Source organism: Paenarthrobacter sp. GQ52 (assembly GCF_059759005.1).
On the sequence record NZ_JCAXEJ010000001.1, the window covers coordinates 489,527 to 505,542 of the forward strand.

Annotated in this window: 13 protein-coding genes; 5 read left to right on the plus strand and 8 right to left on the minus strand. The window is 64.1% G+C overall.

Features of this window, described 5'->3' with window-relative positions; genetic code table 11:
* Window positions 1-64 precede the first annotated feature (64 nt).
* From AC6CH8_RS02205 to sufU, 3 genes are all read left to right on the plus strand, one after another.
* On the plus strand, window positions 65-2,548 hold the full coding sequence (locus tag AC6CH8_RS02205) for an ATP-binding protein (protein WP_498188494.1): 2,484 nt from the start codon (window positions 65-67) through the stop codon (window positions 2,546-2,548).
* Window positions 2,549-2,627: 79 nt separating this feature from the next.
* On the plus strand, window positions 2,628-3,953 hold the full coding sequence (locus AC6CH8_RS02210) for a cysteine desulfurase (protein ID WP_498188495.1): 1,326 nt from the start codon (window positions 2,628-2,630) through the stop codon (window positions 3,951-3,953).
* Between the two features lie 69 nt (window positions 3,954-4,022).
* Window positions 4,023-4,475: a Fe-S cluster assembly sulfur transfer protein SufU gene (gene sufU / locus AC6CH8_RS02215; protein WP_420180540.1), complete on the plus strand. Its 453-nt coding sequence runs from the start codon at window positions 4,023-4,025 to the stop codon at window positions 4,473-4,475.
* A gap of 16 nt (window positions 4,476-4,491) precedes the next feature.
* Here sufU and nhaA read toward each other — a convergent pair whose 3' ends face one another.
* The 4 genes from nhaA to AC6CH8_RS02235 all read right to left on the minus strand — a co-directional run bounded on the left by nhaA (window position 4,492) and on the right by AC6CH8_RS02235 (window position 8,279).
* Window positions 4,492-5,826 carry a Na+/H+ antiporter NhaA gene (gene nhaA, locus AC6CH8_RS02220; RefSeq protein ID WP_498188496.1) on the minus strand — a complete coding sequence of 445 codons (1,335 nt, stop codon included), beginning with the start codon at window positions 5,824-5,826 and terminating at the stop codon, window positions 4,492-4,494.
* A gap of 158 nt (window positions 5,827-5,984) precedes the next feature.
* Complete coding sequence (locus AC6CH8_RS02225) at window positions 5,985-6,206, minus strand: SCO4848 family membrane protein (RefSeq protein WP_498188497.1); 222 nt, start codon at window positions 6,204-6,206, stop codon at window positions 5,985-5,987.
* A gap of 1 nt (window position 6,207) precedes the next feature.
* Window positions 6,208-6,705 (minus strand): DUF2505 domain-containing protein, encoded by a 498-nt coding sequence (locus tag AC6CH8_RS02230; protein ID WP_498188498.1) that lies wholly within the window; start codon window positions 6,703-6,705, stop codon window positions 6,208-6,210.
* 47 nt (window positions 6,706-6,752) lie between these two features.
* Entirely contained in the window at window positions 6,753-8,279 is a 1,527-nt protein-coding gene (locus AC6CH8_RS02235) for an SDR family oxidoreductase (RefSeq protein ID WP_498188499.1), read from the minus strand.
* Window positions 8,280-8,388: 109 nt separating this feature from the next.
* On the opposite strand from AC6CH8_RS02235, the gene mfd reads away from it, so the two are divergent.
* Window positions 8,389-12,021, plus strand: coding sequence for a transcription-repair coupling factor (mfd, locus tag AC6CH8_RS02240; protein ID WP_498188500.1), 3,633 nt, complete (start codon window positions 8,389-8,391; stop codon window positions 12,019-12,021).
* 4 nt (window positions 12,022-12,025) lie between these two features.
* Window positions 12,026-12,835, plus strand: coding sequence for a metal-dependent hydrolase (locus AC6CH8_RS02245; protein ID WP_014921147.1), 810 nt, complete (start codon window positions 12,026-12,028; stop codon window positions 12,833-12,835).
* Between the two features lie 12 nt (window positions 12,836-12,847).
* On the opposite strand, the gene AC6CH8_RS02250 is transcribed toward AC6CH8_RS02245, so the two are convergent.
* The 4 genes from AC6CH8_RS02250 to AC6CH8_RS02265 all read right to left on the minus strand — a co-directional run bounded on the left by AC6CH8_RS02250 (window position 12,848) and on the right by AC6CH8_RS02265 (window position 15,969).
* A complete protein-coding gene (locus tag AC6CH8_RS02250; RefSeq protein ID WP_498188501.1) occupies window positions 12,848-13,984 on the minus strand; it encodes a right-handed parallel beta-helix repeat-containing protein in 1,137 nt (378 codons plus the stop codon).
* Between the two features lie 9 nt (window positions 13,985-13,993).
* Window positions 13,994-14,221 carry a hypothetical protein gene (locus AC6CH8_RS02255; RefSeq protein WP_091466197.1) on the minus strand — a complete coding sequence of 76 codons (228 nt, stop codon included), beginning with the start codon at window positions 14,219-14,221 and terminating at the stop codon, window positions 13,994-13,996.
* Between the two features lie 52 nt (window positions 14,222-14,273).
* Window positions 14,274-14,966, minus strand: a complete 693-nt coding sequence (deoC, locus tag AC6CH8_RS02260) for a deoxyribose-phosphate aldolase (RefSeq protein ID WP_420180547.1) — start codon at window positions 14,964-14,966, stop codon at window positions 14,274-14,276.
* Between the two features lie 115 nt (window positions 14,967-15,081).
* Window positions 15,082-15,969, minus strand: coding sequence for an FAD-dependent oxidoreductase (locus AC6CH8_RS02265; protein ID WP_498188502.1), 888 nt, complete (start codon window positions 15,967-15,969; stop codon window positions 15,082-15,084).
* Window positions 15,970-16,016 lie beyond the last annotated feature (47 nt).

The following is a 16,016-nucleotide window of genomic DNA, read 5'->3' on the forward strand; positions in this document are numbered from 1 at the left end:
ACCCCGCGAACCGCGGACCCCCAACCCCCTCCCGCATCATGGGACTGCTGCTATTGGAGTGTGCATGTTGCCGGACCCCTGGCTGGACGAAGACACCGTCACAGCAGGGCTGAGGCCATCAACACTCCCGGACAGGGCGCAGCTGCTCAACCTCATTCTTTCCGCCGTTCCATCGGCTTCCACCAGTGGGATCGTGGTGGTGGGAGAACGGGGTTCGGGAAAGAGCCACCTTTTGCTCTCCCTCAAAGAGAGGCTCCCCAAAACCGTGGATGTCCGCACCTTCACCGGAAAGCCTGAACTTAGGGCACTCCACTTCGGCGCATTGGGAGCCGTTTCCGCAGGCGAAGCGGAGGAGGCTGCAGCTCCGGGCCTCCACGTGCTGCGGGCCCTCACCAATACTCTGGGACCAGCCGACTACTTGTACACACCCCCGCTTGGACGACGCCGGAACAAGCGGCACGCTCAACCGGCGCGGCCGCAGCTGGTCCTGTTGGTGGACGACATCCACTACATCGATCCAGCCTCGCTGGCGGTCCTGTTGCAACTCATTCCGGGATTCGGCGCAACGTTGGTGGCTACGGCGGAAAGCCGCTACCCCCTCCCGCAGGACCTCTACCAGCTCTGGGAAGAGGGCTTCCTGGAGCAGTACTTCCTGCCGCCCTTTAGCTTCAAAGAGGCTCACGCTCTGTGCGAGACAGTCTTGGGCGGACACGTCCAGCGACGAGCAAGCAGCCTCCTCGCTGCCATGAGCGGCTTCAACGTTGGATTGCTCTGCCTCGCGGTGGATGACGCCCGCCGCTCCGGTTTCCTGGTGCAGATGGACGGTTTCTGGACCATCGATGTCCGGGCGCACTGCGACTGGCCCAGCGTGGTTGAGCATGTCCGGGCGGAGAACGTTTCCCGCCCGCCGGAAGAACGCCAGGCGCTGGAACTCATCGCGCTGGCTGAGCCCGTGGCGTTGGAGGTAGTGGAGCGCCATTTCGGGCAGAAAGCCATGGAGCATCTCTTCACGAACCATGACATCAGGTTGTTGCCGGGCCGGCCCCTGCTGGTCCGCACGAGTTCCTGGCTGCGCGGGGAAGGAACCCGTTTGTCCGTGCCGCAGTCCAGGAGCCTGGCACTCCGGCTGGGTGTGGAGGAACCGGCACTGACTGTGGAGACGGCCCCCGCCATGCTGCGATGGATGACATGGACCCTCGACTGCGGACTGAGCCTCTCCGACGAGCTTCTCTTGGCCGCCGCTCCCGCCGCTGACAGGCCGTCCACGGCCGAACTCGCCCGGAGGTTTGCTTCAGCAGTGAGGGGCGCGGATCACGCAGACGAGGCCCGACTGCTCAGCACGCGGGCGCTGATCGCCGAGGGCCAGCTGGCGGAAGCAGCTCCGGAACTTCGGCGCTTGGTGGCCGCGGGTGGGTCCCTTGGAGTGAAGGTCGACGCCGCACACAGACTCATGGCCCTCGGATTACTGGGTGCCGCGCCTGGTGCCGGGCCTCTCGAAGCGGAGCCTGCTGGGTTGGAGCCTGTGGGGCAGGCGCCTGGCAGCCAGGGCTCCGGGGAACCCGCTGACCCTGCCGCCCTGATCGTGTGGAATGTGCAGGAAGCGGAGCGCCTGCTGCTTTCCGGTGCGGCGCCGGAAGCGCTGCAGGACTCCTCTGCTGCGATGGGAGCCATCAGTGCTGACCCGGCGATGGAGATGTTCCTGCCGGGGACGATGCTTCGGCATGTCGTGAGTCTCCGGTACAACCTGGCCTGGGGACTGGTGGACCCGCTTTTGGACTGTCCCGCCGAGTACGCCATGCCTCTGCACCTTTCGGCATGCCTGGACGTCGCCCGCGGTTACGTCCAGCTCAGCCAGGGGCTTCCGCGCGCAGCCCGCGTCACCTTGGAACCCGTCCTCGCTGAACTGCACGACGCCGGCCTGCCGCCGGTACTCGCCCTGGCGGCGGCCATGCTTGCCTACTGCGAGGCGTGGTGCGGGAACTCACTCCAGGCCATGGCGCGGGTCAAGCAGGGCAAGGCCGCGCAGGAAGCCGCTCGGAACACTGCGAGCCCTGATGGCCTCTTGCTACAGCTCAGCACCGTGTATATCGCGGCAGCGCAGGACCAAGCCTCCGGCACAGCAACTCATCTGTTGGCCTTGGCGGAAAGGTTGCACTCACAGGGGAGCACTTTGATGGAGGCTGAGGTGCTCTCGCTCCTGACACTTAACGCGGACAGTACCGCCGTCGACGATCTAGAGATCCTGCGCCGCCTGGGCGCTCTGGCCGCCACCCTCCACGGCGCGGGCGGTGCGGCGCTCGGGAGGTTCGCATCGGCCTTGACGGACAACGACCCCAAGGCACTGGAGTCGGCTGGGCGGAATTTGTCTGCAGACCGGCAGTTTGCCCACGCAGCACTTTGCTATTCGCGGGCGGCCAGCGGTTACGAGGCCAGGACGCGCGCTGCCGCGAGTCGTCGGGCCTCGGTGCTCGTCGAACGGCTCCGGAGTGCCTTCGACAGCGGTATGGTCCCACCACTGGGATGGGTGCCGGGGCGGGCCGGCAGCTGACGTGCTGTACGGCACACCGCCGGGTAGGGGCCAGCGTGGGATAATGAGGAGTCCCTGAAGGATTTCCAAGGAGCGCCCCTTGACTGCCGTATCAACTCCCGCCTCACTGCAGCGGTCCATGCATGCCATGGACAACGCGGAGGTGTTGCGGATCCGGAACGATTTCCCGGTGCTGGATCAGCTGGTCAACGGCAAACCCTTGATCTACCTCGATTCCGGCGCTACGTCGCAGAACCCGCTCAGCGTCATCGAGGCCGAGCAGGAGTACTACGAGCAACGCAACGCCGCCGTTCACCGCGGTGCACACCATCTTGCGGTGGAAGCCACCGAGGTTTTTGAGGACGCACGCCAGACCGTGGCGGACTTTATTGGCGCGCAGTACGAGGAAACCGTTTGGACCTCCAATGCCACGGAGGGCCTGAACCTCATCAGCTACGCGCTATCCAACGCCGCCCTGTGGGCTGCCCAGGGACGCGGTGGTTCCGGTCTGAAAGACCTGGCGATCGGTCCGGGCGACGAGATCGTCGTCACCGAAATGGAGCACCACGCCAACCTCATCCCCTGGCAGGAACTGGCCTTCCGGACGGGTGCCACACTGAAATACATCCCCGTCACGGACGACGGGATGCTCCGGCTCGATGCAGCGGGCGAAATTGTGGGGGAGCGGACCAAGCTCCTGGCCTTCACCCACGCATCGAACGTCCTGGGCACCATCAACCCGGTACCCGAACTGGTAGCCATGGCCCGACGTGTGGGTGCTTTGGTGGTCCTGGACGCTTGCCAGTCCGTTCCTCACATGGCCGTTGACGTCAAGGAACTGGACGTTGATTTTGCCGTTTTCTCCGGCCACAAAATGTTGGCCCCCACCGGCGTGGGCGTGCTGTACGGGAAGCAGGAGCTCCTGGATGTCCTGCCGCCTTTCCTCACGGGCGGTTCCATGATTACCACGGTCACCATGGAACGGGCAGAGTACTTGCCGGCGCCACAGCGGTTCGAGGCCGGAACGCAACGGATCTCCCAGGCTGTTGCGCTCGCAACTGCCGTGAACTATCTCACCGAGACGGGTATTGATCGCATCCACGCTTGGGAAGCGGAACTTGGCCAGCGTCTGGTGAAGGGGCTGGAGAGCATCGACGGCATTCGCGTGGTGGGTCCGGCGTCCGGCTCTGAACGAATCGGACTGGCAGCCTTCGACGTCGCCGGGGTCCACGCCCACGACGTCGGACAGTTCCTTGATGACCGCGGCATCGCCGTTCGCGTGGGCCACCACTGCGCCCAGCCGCTGCACCGCCGGCTCGGACTCACGGCAACCACCCGTGCGAGCACGTACCTCTACAACACCACGGACGACGTCGATGCTTTCCTCGACGCCGTTTCGGGTGTCCGGGCTTACTTCCAAGCCTGACACGCGGCACGGGCCTTCGGCCGCACAGCCGTCACCCAACGATTTCCCCTAGAAGAGGCAACAAGCATCATGAGTCTTGACCAGCTGTACCAGCAGATCATCCTGGACCATTCCAAGCAGCGGCACGGCAGCGGCCTGGCGGGAACGGATGCCCCGGACGGTACATCCACCGGTCAGTCGCACCAGCTGAACCCCGTGTGCGGTGATGAGGTGACCTTGCGGCTTGCAGTTTCCGATGGAACCGTCCAGCAGATCAGCTGGGACGGCGCGGGCTGTTCCATCTCCATGGCCTCGGCCTCGGTGCTCAGCGAACTGGGTGAGGGGATGTCCGTGGACGAACTGCACTCCGTTATTGATAACTTCCGCGAGGTTCTGCGTTCACGTGGGAAGGTCCAGGCGGACCCTGAGATTCTGGGCGATGCAGCTGCGTTCGAAGGGGTGGCCCGCTATGCCGCCCGCGTGAAATGCGCCATGATTTCCTGGGTTGCCGCCGAGGACGCGCTCAACCAAGCCACCGCGTAACAGCAGTACCTCCGCGTTAGGCGCGCGCAAAGACGTCAGGGACGCCGTCGCCGTCGTCATCCCGTTCTTCATCTGCCTGGACCTGGCGGTAGCGCCGGTTGCGGGCCTTGAGCACGACGGCGGCCAGCAGCGCCGAGATCAGGGAACCTGCCAGGATGGCTACCTTGGCGTGATCGTTATGGGCAGAGCCGGCGCCGAAGCTCAACTCGCCGATCAGCAACGAGACAGTGAATCCGATGCCGGCCAGCAGTGCCAGCCCGAAGAGGTCGATCCAGGCGATGCTGGAATCCAGGCTTGCACGGGTGGTTTTGGTGACCAGGAACGTGGTGCCGAAGACACCCACGGCCTTGCCTATCACCAGCGCGGCCACGATGCCCAAGGCCACCGGATCCCGGAGGGCGGCCCCCATGCCGTCCAACCCTCCCAAGGCCACGCCTGCGGAGAAGAACGCGAAGACAGGCACGGCGAAGCCTGCGGAGAACGGGCGTAGTTTGTGTTCGAGGTGCTCGGCCAGGCCCTCGGCCGGTTCTCCCTTTTTGCCGCTGGCCAGGACCGGAACGGCGAAGCCCAACAGCACTCCGGCCACGGTGGCGTGAATGCCGGAGGCATGGACAAAGCCCCACGTTGCCAGGGCGAGCGGCAGCAGGAGATACCAGCTACGGATCCGTTTCTGGACGAGGAACGTGAACAGCGCCAGCGGGACCAGCGCGGCCAAAAGCATGAGGGGCTGGAGCCCGGTGGAGTAGAAGAAGGCGATGATGCCGATAGCGATGAGGTCATCCACCACTGCCAGGGTCAGCAGGAATGTCCGGAGCGCGGCGGGCAAATGTGTGTTAATGACGGCCAGCACTGCGAGGGCGAAGGCGATGTCCGTGGCAGTGGGGATCGCCCAGCCTTTGAGGGTTTCTCCGGCTGTTCCGAGGTTGAAGAGAACGTAGATCAGGGCTGGAACCACCACGCCGCCAACGGCAGCGGCTACCGGGACAACTGCCCGGGCAGGTTTGCGGAGTTCCCCGGCGACGAATTCACGCTTGAGTTCGAGGCCCGCGAGGAAGAAGAACACCGCCAGCAAGCCATCCGAGGCCCAATGGCCCAAGCTCAGGTCAAGATGCCAGGGTTCGTAGCCGATCTTGACGTCGCGGAGTGCGAAATAGCCGTCTGCTGCAGGGGAGTTCGCCCAAATGAGGGCAACCACGGTGGCTGCCAGGAGGAGGGCGCCGCCAACTGTCTCCGTGCGGAGGATCGAGAGGATCCTGCGGTACTCGGGGTAGCTGGAGCGTGCGAAAACTTTGCCGGTCTGGCTCGATGCACCGGGCTCGGGTGCCGCGGGCTGGTTCGATGGCTGGGGCACAGGGGCTCCTCAAAAGTGGGCGGGCATTTGCGGGTACTGCAAAAGAACCGCCGACCAGACTTCCCGGCACACCACTATCCATCCTACCCAACTGAGTCGCAGTAGAGCGCGTTTTGAGCTCTCATAACGCGCACTGCTGCGACTCAGTTGGGTGAAACTTAGGCGACCAGGCCCGCGATTCCGATGGCCGCCGTCGCGAGTCCGAGCACCATGGAGATGGTGACCAGCACAACGTGGACCGTGAGGAACTTGGTGGCCTTCCCGGCGGCGTCGCGGGCTCGCGGATCCTTCATGACGCGCCTAAGGAACTGCGGCCACACCACCAAGGACCAGACACCGGCAACGATCAGGACGACCGCCAGGATTGCGGGGATCTCCACGCTAGTGGCTTTCGAGCCAGGCCTGCGCCTGCTGCGACTGAATGCCCAAGGCCTTGCCCACCATGGGCTCGGCAGCATCAGCGATCTTGCCACCGAGGAACGGAACCGAGGAGGTCACGTTGCCTTCGAGCTCGATCCGGGTGCTGCCGCCCTCGGCCACCAGGCGCTGGACCGCGGTGACATCAAGCGGAGCGCCGGAGATCTTCAGGGCAATCGTGCTGGACCGTGAACCGTCGGCAGCCGGGGCATCCCACTTCTCGGTCTGGGTCACCTTGAGGGTTTCGCCAACGAACTTGCGGGCGATATCCGGCAGGCGCGTGGTGGGCAGCGTGCGAACCGTGGTGGTGGTGAAAGCGCCGGCAGTGTCGCCGTCAACGGTGAACGATTCCAAGGAGCCGCCCACGTATTCGCTGGTGTGACGCAGGAAATCTTCGTTGACGAAGACGGCAGCTACGCGGTCAACGCTGTGGGGCAGGGTGGTGGATGCACTCAGGGCCATGGGTCCTCCGTGGATGGTTGTGGTGAAGCTTTTTAGCTCCCAACATCCTACGGGGTCTGGGTGGACACGCTTGAACCGGCCTCCTGGAGGGTAGTGGCCGCGGCAGAAATGTTGCGGGCCATTGAGGGAAAAATGAACCCGTGGAAGGGGTACACGCCAAGCCAGTAGAGCCTTCCAGCCAGGCCGCGCGGGAAGAAGATGGCGCGTTGCTTATAGAGGCTGCCGTCACCATCGGGCTCCACTGCCAACTCCAGCCAGGCGCCGCCGGGAGCCCGCATCTCCGCGCGCAATCGCAGCAGGTGCCCGCGGTCAATGGCCTCCACCCGCCACCAGTCCACCACTTCACCTGTGTTCAGGGTCTTCGGGTGCCGGCGACCCCTCAAGAGCCCTGCACCACCCTGCAACTTGTCCAGCCAACCCCGCACCCGCCAAGCCAGTGGAAGGGAGTACCAGCCGTTCTTGCCGCCGATGCCCTCAATGATGGTCCATACGTGCTCCGGCTTGGCCTCGCTGTGGAAGGTCCGTTCGTCAAGGAATACCTTGTAGCCGGCCCAGTCGGGGTCGCTTGGCAGGGGGTCGGCGTCAATGCCCGCGTTCGCCCACGTCGTCTCAACCTGTCCGTCCCGTTCCTTGCCCAGCGCCAAGGCGACGGCGCGCCGGTAAGGAGTCAGACCGCCGTCGGGCTGTGGAATGTAATCGTCGACGTCGTGCTCCCGCGACACCGCGTCGTGTTGCAGCGACTGCACCAAGGGCAGGGACATGGACAACGGAATGGGAGTCACCAGGGCTACCCACAAGCCCGCAAGCTTGGGAGCCGGCACCGGAAGCGCGACCACCAGCCGCCGGGGGAGCCCACGCTCCACGGCGTACTCGTTCATCATGTCCTTGTACTTCAGGACGTCCCTGGAACCGACATCGAAGGAACGGTTCAGCTTTTCCGGGAGTGCGGCGGCGGCCACAAGGTAGTGGAGGACGTCACGGACGGCGATGGCCTCCACACGGTTATTAACCCAGCTTGGCGCAGGCATGACAGGCAGGGTCTCAGCAAGGTGGCGGATCATCTCGAAAGACGCCGAACCCGAACCGATCACCACACCGGCCTGGAACACGATGGAGTCAACCGCAGACTCGAGGAACACCCGGCCCACGGTCTCGCGGGAGCGCATATGGATGGAAAGTTCCGCGTTTTCGGGGTGCAGGCCGCCGAGGTAGACGATCCTGTCCACGCCCGCATCCGTGGCTGCACGCGCCACGAGCCTGGCCATCGATTCTTCCTTGGCTTCAAATCCGCTGCCGGAAGCCATGGAGTGGACCAGATAGTAGAGGACGTCCACGCCGGTCAGGGCGGTCGCCAGGCGGCCGGCATCGGACAGGCTGTCCTGGATGATCTCAACCTGATCGTGCCAGGGAACATCGGCAATCTTCTGTGGTGTGCGGACCAGCACCTTGACCCTGTGACCGGCCTCGAGGAGCCGGGGGACCAACCGCCCGCCGATGTAGCCCGTGGCACCGGTGACCAGCACCGTCTTGGTGTCCTGCGGGGTATTGGAATGCGTAGCTTCCGAAGGCTGCAAAGGAACTCCTGTGGCTGGGGGTAGAGGTAGGCTGGAATGACCCGGCATTCATCTGAATTTCCGGGCATTTGTGTTGCCTGCCCTTGGACCCACCCTAGGAGTTTCTGCCATGAGCCTCAACGGTCTGCGCCGCGCACTGGCGGAGGACAAGACTTTTGCGCGCGTTCGTACGGAGGCACAGCGGTCCTTCAGCGACCGGAACGCCGACTACCAGATCAGCGCTCCCACTGGCATGCGTGCCGTATTGCTCGCCGAAATGGCCGATGCGCTGACTGATGCTGCTGCCGATGGCGCGGGCGCTCCCGTGGTCCTCGCCGTCACCGCCACCGGCCGTGAAGCCGAGGACCTCACCGCGGCGCTCGCCTCCTACCTCCCCGCGGAGTCCGTGGCCACTTTCCCCAGCTGGGAGACCCTCCCGCATGAGCGGCTTTCGCCCCGATCCGACACTGTGGGCCGCCGACTCTCCGTCCTGCGCCGCCTGACACACCCTGAAAGCTCGACGGCGGCCCCCTTGCGCGTGGTGGTGGCCCCGGTCCGCGCCGTGGTCCAGCCTATTGTGGCCGGCTTGGGCGACCTGGTTCCGGTGACGCTACAGGTAGGGCAGGAGCGTTCGTTCACGGAAGTTGTCAGGGCCCTGTCCGACGCCGCGTATGCCCGCGTTGATATGGTGACCCACCGTGGTGAGTTCGCGGTCCGCGGCGGCATCCTTGACGTCTTCCCGCCCACCGAAGACCATCCCATCCGCGTGGAATTCTTCGGTGACGAAGTGGACCAGATGCGCTGGTTTGCCGTGGCCGACCAGCGCTCGCTGTCCGCACCCGGAATCCACCACCCCACAGAACTGCATGCCCCGCCGTGCCGGGAAATCCTGATCACCGCTTCCGTGATGTCCCGGGCGGCCAAGCTCAAAGCCGACATGCCTGCCGCGGCTGACATGCTGGAGAAGATCGCGGGCGGCATCGCTGTTGAAGGCATGGAATCACTGGCCCCTGTGCTGGTAGATGCCATGGTCCCGTTCGTGGACCAGCTCCCGGCCGGCTCGCTTTCGGTGGTCATCGAACCGGAGAAAGTGCGCACCCGCGCGCACGACCTCGCAGCGACCAACGAGGAGTTCCTGGAAGCTGCTTGGTCAACGGCGTCCGACGGCGGTGCGGCGCCCCTTGACCTTTCGTCCCAGGCATCCGCCGACCTGCATGCCGCCAGTTTCCGTTCGCTCACCGACACCCGCTCGGCCGCCTTGGAACATGGCGTGTCCTGGTGGTCTATCACCTCACTCGCCTCCGATGAAGACCTGGTCCTGGACATCGATGTCCTCAACATGCGCGCCCGCGAACCTCGTGGCTACCAGGGTGATGTGGCCGAGATGCTGGAGTTCATTGGCTCCCGCGTCCGCGAGCAGTGGCGTGTGGTGGTGGTGACCGACGGTCCCGGTCCCGCCCAGCGCCTGGCCGAACTGTTCCATGACGCAGACATTCCTTGTTCCCGCGTGGAGTCCCTGGATAAGGAGCCCCAGCCGGGCATCATCGAGGTGACCACTGCCGCCGTCGGACGTGGTTTTGTCCTGGACGGACTGAAACTTGGCTTGCTGACTGAAGCCGATTTGCTGGGCCGTGCCACAGCGAGCTCCACCAAGGACATGCGGCGCATGCCGTCCAAGCGACGCAATGCAGTGGACCCGTTGCAGCTGCATGCGGGCGACTTCGTGGTGCACGAACAACACGGTATCGGCCGGTTCGTGGAGCTGATCCAGCGCAAGGTAACCGGAACGTCGTCGTCCGATGCCGGGCTGCGCGAGTATTTGGTGTTGGAGTACGCGCCGTCCAAGCGTGGCGCGCCGGGGGACCGGCTCTTCGTACCAACCGACCAACTGGACCAGGTGACGCGCTACGTGGGCGGAGACGCGCCGGCGCTGAGCAAGATGGGCGGCGCGGACTGGGCCAGCACCAAGTCCAAGGCACGCAGGGCCGTCAAGGAGATCGCCGGTGAGCTGATCCGGTTGTATTCCGCCCGCATGGCCTCCCGGGGCCACGCTTTTGCGCCCGACACCCCGTGGCAGCGTGAGCTGGAGGAAGCGTTCCCCTATGTGGAGACGCCGGACCAGTTGACCACCATCAACGAGGTCAAAGCCGACATGGAGCGGGAGATCCCCATGGACCGGCTGGTCTCGGGCGACGTGGGCTACGGCAAAACCGAAATCGCCGTCCGCGCTGCCTTCAAAGCCGTCCAGGACGGCAAACAGGTGGCGGTTCTGGTGCCCACCACGCTCCTTGCGCAACAGCACTACGAAACGTTCACCGAGCGCTTCTCCGGCTTCCCCCTGCGAGTGAAGCCGCTGTCCCGGTTCCAAAGCGGCAAGGAAGCCAAGGAGACGGCTGAAGGCGTTAAGAGCGGCGCCGTGGACGTGGTGATCGGTACGCACCGGCTGCTGTCCAAGGACTTCGAGTTCAAAGACCTGGGCCTGGTGATCGTTGACGAGGAGCAGCGCTTCGGCGTGGAGCACAAGGAAGCGCTTAAAAAGATGCGCACCAACGTCGATGTGCTGGCCATGAGTGCCACGCCGATTCCGCGAACCTTGGAAATGTCACTGACGGGCATCCGCGAAACGTCCACCTTGGCTACGCCCCCGGAGGAACGCCACCCTGTGCTGACTTACGTGGGCCCGTACACGAACAAGCAGACGTCGGCCGCGATCCGTCGCGAACTCATGCGCGAGGGACAGGTGTTCTTCGTTCACAACCGCGTCTCGTCCATCGAACGCATCGCTGCGCAGATCCGCGAGCTGGTCCCCGAAGCCCGGGTTGAAGTAGCTCACGGGCAAATGTCGGAGAGCCGGCTGGAGAAGATCATCGTGGACTTCTGGGAGAAGCGTTTCGACGTCCTTGTCTGCACCACCATCATTGAAACCGGCCTGGATATCTCCAATGCAAACACGTTGATTGTGGACGGGGCCGACAAATACGGTCTCTCGCAGCTCCACCAGCTCCGCGGCCGTGTTGGCCGTGGCCGGGAACGTGCCTACGCCTACTTCCTGTACCCCTCGGAGAAACCCTTGGGCGAAGTAGCATTGGAGCGCCTCAAAGCCGTGGCGGCCCACAACGAGCTGGGTGCCGGTATGCAGCTGGCCATGAAGGACCTGGAGATCCGTGGCGCCGGCAACCTGCTGGGCGGTGAGCAGTCCGGCCACATCCAAGGTGTTGGGTTCGACTTGTACATCCGGCTCGTGGGCGAGGCTGTTGCCGAGTACCGTGGCGAGGCAGAGGAGAAGGCAACCGAGATGAAGATCGAGCTGCCAGTCAACGCCCACCTGCCCCACGACTACGTGCCCGGCGAAAGGCTGCGCCTGGAAGCGTACCGGAAGCTGGCTTCCGCCATCACGTACGAGGCCATCGATGAAGTCCTGGCCGAACTCGTGGACCGTTACGGCGAACCACCGCTGCCCGCCCAAAACCTCATCGCCGTGGCCCGGTTCCGGGTGGGTGCCCGCGAAGCAGGCCTGTCCGACGTCGCACTCCAGGGCAACTTCATCCGCTTCTCGCCGGCGCAACTGCCCGAGTCCAAAACCATGCGCCTGAACCGCATGTATCCGGGTTCGCAGGTGAAGCCAGCCTTGGATGCGGTGCTGATTCCCAAGCCCAAGACGGCCAGGATCGGCGGACGCGATCTTCAGGACGCAGAGATCCTGCAATGGGCCAATAACGTCATTGAAGCGATTTTCGCTGAAGTACCTGTAAAGGCTGGCTAACTGCATGATGGGAGGACATCACGCCGCGTCGGGAGCCGCGGCGTGGATTGCTATTGCCTCGACAGGCCCGTACGCCCTGGGTTGGTACCCGTTGGACTCCACCGGGATCCTGATCGGCGCCATGGCGACGGCGGGAACTGCTTTGGTGGTCGACTGGGACCACCGCCACAGCACCATCGCGAATTCGCTGCCGCCGCTGTCCAATGTGATTGCCGTGGGGATCGAAAAAGCCAGCGGAGGGCACCGCCAAGGGACGCACTCGCTGTTGGGGGCTTCCGCGTTTGTGGTGCTCGCAGCCATGGCGGCCCAGTTCCAAATGGTGACGCCGGTAGGCAAGCTCTCCATAGGAGCCGGGCTGCTGTGCATGTTCATGATCAACTTGGCGGCCAAGGCGTTGAACCTGTTTCCAAAGTCCGGCTGGATTACCAATTGGCTGTTCGCTTTGGTGATGGCCGGCCTGGTGACGTGGTTTGCGCCGGATCAATGGGGTTGGCTGCCGCTGTCCATGCTCACCGGGGTGGTGGTGCACATCGTGGGGGACATGATCACTGTCGGCGGGGTGCCGCTTCTCTGGCCCATCGTCATCAAACCCCCGAAGTTCCTGCGAAAATCCATGATCCGGGGAATCTGGCGTCCCAATGGCGCTTTCTCCATCCCGTTGCTGGGGCGGGCCGGTTCCCGACGTGAATGGCTGGTCCTCATCCCTGTCAGCGGTTACGCCATGGTGGGCATGGGGGCCGCCGCATGGACGTTGGCACAACAGCATTGGCCCGGCGTTCTGGCGGCCTTGGGCGGCGTCGTGCAACTTCCCTGATGGGAGTCCAGGTCAGCAGTTCGTGCCGTTGTTGGCCACAATGTTTCCGGGTGCGTCCTCGAGCATGATGGTGCCGGCCTGACAGGTTACGTTATTCGTCACAACGATGTTGCCCAGGTCGCCGTGGAAATTGAGCCACGGGCCTTGAAGATTGGAAAATTCGTTGTTTATGACCGCTACGTCGTGAACCGCCGCGGTGCCGCCGTCGTAGTATCCGATCTTGACGCCATCGGGAGAACCCCGGAAGCGGTTGCCATCCACGCTGATGTTGTAGATCTCATGCTCGCCAACGGCCAGCTGCAATCCCGAACCGTGGGATCCGCCCCGCACGTCATTGTTTCGGTAGGACACGTCATGAACTGACGCGCCGAGGGTTTGGGCCACGAGGCCGTCGTCTCCGTCAGCTCCCTGGCGCTGGTCAACGGTGTTGCCCTCCACCACCCCTCCATGGGAGTCGGTGATGTGAATGCCGTCCAACTGATCGTATCGGCCGCTGCTGGTCACCAGTGTGTTGTTATCACGGACGCAGAAATTGCTGCTGGCCACCACTGCGATGGAGTACGTGTAGGGATTCCGGGTGGAGACACCCTCCACCAAGGCGTTGCTGGAGTGGCGGACGTCCACTAAATACTCATGCAGGCGTCCTGGAAGGTTCCCATCCAGCTCCGCACCGTTTTGGTCCGCCGTGAGCTGTGAGACGGTGACGTTTTGTGCGCCGTTGGTGGTGATCATGGGGTGGCCGCCGAATGGCCCCTCGAATTCAAGGAAGTCCGGACCTGCTTTCAGCACGGTGGTTGGCCCGACTCCCCTGAGGGATACATTGCTCTTCATAACCAAAGGACGTTCCAAGGTGAAGACGCCCTCGGGCAACTGCACGATCGCTCCGCCACTCTTGGACACGGAATCTATGGCATGTTGCAGGGATTTGGAGGTGTCCTCGGGGTCGAGGTATCCCTCCACCACCCATTCCTTGACGCTGGTTGCCTTGCTTCCCAACGCATCGCAGGAGGCTGCTTCCACGCGTTGGGGTGCATCCGGCTTGCTGAGGGCACCCGCTGAAGCACAGCCAGTGAGAAACAGCGTGGTCGCCAAGGAAACGGCCAACATAAAGGAATGGCCCAGGCGGGAGCCCGGGCCATTCAATGTCATCAGCGGGGTCTAGCTTTCGCCGGCAGAATCAGAGCGACCAAAAATGGTCTGCGGGATCCAAAACGCCAGCGCGAACAGGCCGAGGCAGACGGCCATCGGCCACGGGTTATCGAGCGTGAGGAAGGAAAGCGAGTAGATGGCACCCAGGAAGAGCACGATCATGACAAGGAACAGCACAATGCTGGTGCCCAGGCTGTTCTCTTTTTCAATGGGGGCGCTTGTGGCGTTCTTGGACATTCATTCCTCCTCGCCCCGCAGGGCTCAAAAATCTCTGACGGCAGCGGAAGCCTTAGTAGGCGGATGAACCCTGTTCACCCTTGACAATGGCAATTCCGGAGCTCGCTCCGATACGTGTTGCACCAGCAGCAATCATAGCCTGTGCATCGGCCAGGGAGCGCACTCCACCCGAGGCCTTCACGCCCACCTCCGGCCCCACGGTCTTGCGCATCAACGCAACGTCCTCGACGGTGGCACCGCCGCCATTGAATCCGGTGGACGTCTTGACGAAGTCCGCCCCGGCTTCCACGGCCGCTTCGCAGGCAATGACCTTCTGCTCATCGGTCAGCATGGAGGTCTCGATGATCACCTTCAGGATGGCCTCCCCGGCGTGGACTGCCTCGGACACGGCCCTGATGTCGTCCACCAGCGCGCCCTTGTCGTTGGCGCGGGCGGAGGCCATGTTGATCACCATGTCGATTTCATCCGCGCCGTCCAGTACGGCTCCGCGGGCCTCGAAAGCCTTGACGTCGCTGGGGGTGGCACCCAGGGGGAAGCCGATGACCGAGCACGTGAGCACGCCCGAACCTTTGAGGGCCTTGGTGACGGTCTTGACCCAAACCGGGTTCACGCACACCGACTTGAACTTGTACTCGACTGCCTCGGCGCACACCTTGAGGACGTCGGCCTGACTGGCCTCAGGCTTCAACAGTGTGTGGTCAATGTAGGAGGCAATATTTGCTTGCGCGACGGCTTCGTTGCTCATGGGATCCTTCCGTGCAGGGCGTGGCCGGCCCGGTGGCCGCAGGGTTGTCACTGCCCGTCAAAGGACCATCTTGCCACATGCGCCGGAGGTCACTGGGGCCGCCGCCAAAGGGGCGTCAGGCCGCGATCAACGCCTTCTGATCGTCTTTGCCCGCACTCAAGAGCAGGCCTGAGGCGCACAGCATCGCAGAGGACTCGGCGGACAGAAGCAGGCCCAGCCGTAGTCCGTCGCAGGACGCGGCATCGCCAATCGCCCAGATGCCTGGTACGGACGTGGCGAGGTCGCGACTTACCGAGATGCCGCCGTCGGGAGCGGTTGTGAGCCCGGCGCTTTCGGCGAGGTCGTTGCGGGCAGTGCGTTCCTCGGCCAGTACCACCAGGTCGCCTTTCATGCTGCTGCCGTCTTCGAAGAGGATGCCGGTGGCCGGCAGCATGGAACCCTGCGCACCCGTGCCGGTGCTGGCGGAAGGCACGACGGCGGTGGGGCGGAGGGTTGTGCGGACGGGGCGGACCCCGCGTGCACGCAGCACAGCCTCGGCCTGGCCCGCCGCCGGTCCGTTCCCAACGAGGATTCCCAAGGGGCGGCGGCCCACCAGGCGGGTGACGTCCTTGACCGCTTCGCCGATGTTCGCGGCGTCGTCGATGGTGGAGTAACTCAGGCCGGATTCGGCGCCTGGCACCGGCGGAAGGGCCGGGGCCGAGCCGGTGGCGATGACCAACTGGTCGTAGGAGAACTCCATGCCATCCACGGTGGTGACAATCCTTGCATCGGCGTCAATGAAGCTGGCTGCCTGCCCGAAGCGGACCGAGACCTGGGGGAGTTCGGCGAGTTCCAACAGGACGTCCGGGCACTCGTCGCGGTTACTGAGCACAGTGATGGTTCCGTGGAAAGCGCGCTGCCGGGACTCGGACGCTCCGGCTAGTCGCCGCACCAGAGCCTGGGCCGCGGGACCTGCCCCTGCAATGACGATGTGGAGGGAAGGTGCGGACGGGATGGCGGACATGTTTGGCCCTTTCGCTCATGTGACCTGCTGTTGATCATCAGCGTAGG

Coding starts and splice junctions, on each gene's coding strand:
- AC6CH8_RS02265 (WP_498188502.1), bottom strand. CDS start 15,969: ATGTCCGCCATCCCGTCCGCACCTTCCCTCCACATCGTCATTGCAGGG.
- AC6CH8_RS02230 (WP_498188498.1), bottom strand. CDS start 6,705: ATGGCCCTGAGTGCATCCACCACCCTGCCCCACAGCGTTGACCGCGTA.
- AC6CH8_RS02245 (WP_014921147.1), top strand. CDS start 12,026: ATGATGGGAGGACATCACGCCGCGTCGGGAGCCGCGGCGTGGATTGCT.
- sufU (WP_420180540.1), top strand. CDS start 4,023: ATGAGTCTTGACCAGCTGTACCAGCAGATCATCCTGGACCATTCCAAG.
- mfd (WP_498188500.1), top strand. CDS start 8,389: ATGAGCCTCAACGGTCTGCGCCGCGCACTGGCGGAGGACAAGACTTTT.
- deoC (WP_420180547.1), bottom strand. CDS start 14,966: ATGAGCAACGAAGCCGTCGCGCAAGCAAATATTGCCTCCTACATTGAC.
- AC6CH8_RS02255 (WP_091466197.1), bottom strand. CDS start 14,221: ATGTCCAAGAACGCCACAAGCGCCCCCATTGAAAAAGAGAACAGCCTG.
- AC6CH8_RS02250 (WP_498188501.1), bottom strand. CDS start 13,984: ATGACATTGAATGGCCCGGGCTCCCGCCTGGGCCATTCCTTTATGTTG.
- AC6CH8_RS02205 (WP_498188494.1), top strand. CDS start 65: ATGTTGCCGGACCCCTGGCTGGACGAAGACACCGTCACAGCAGGGCTG.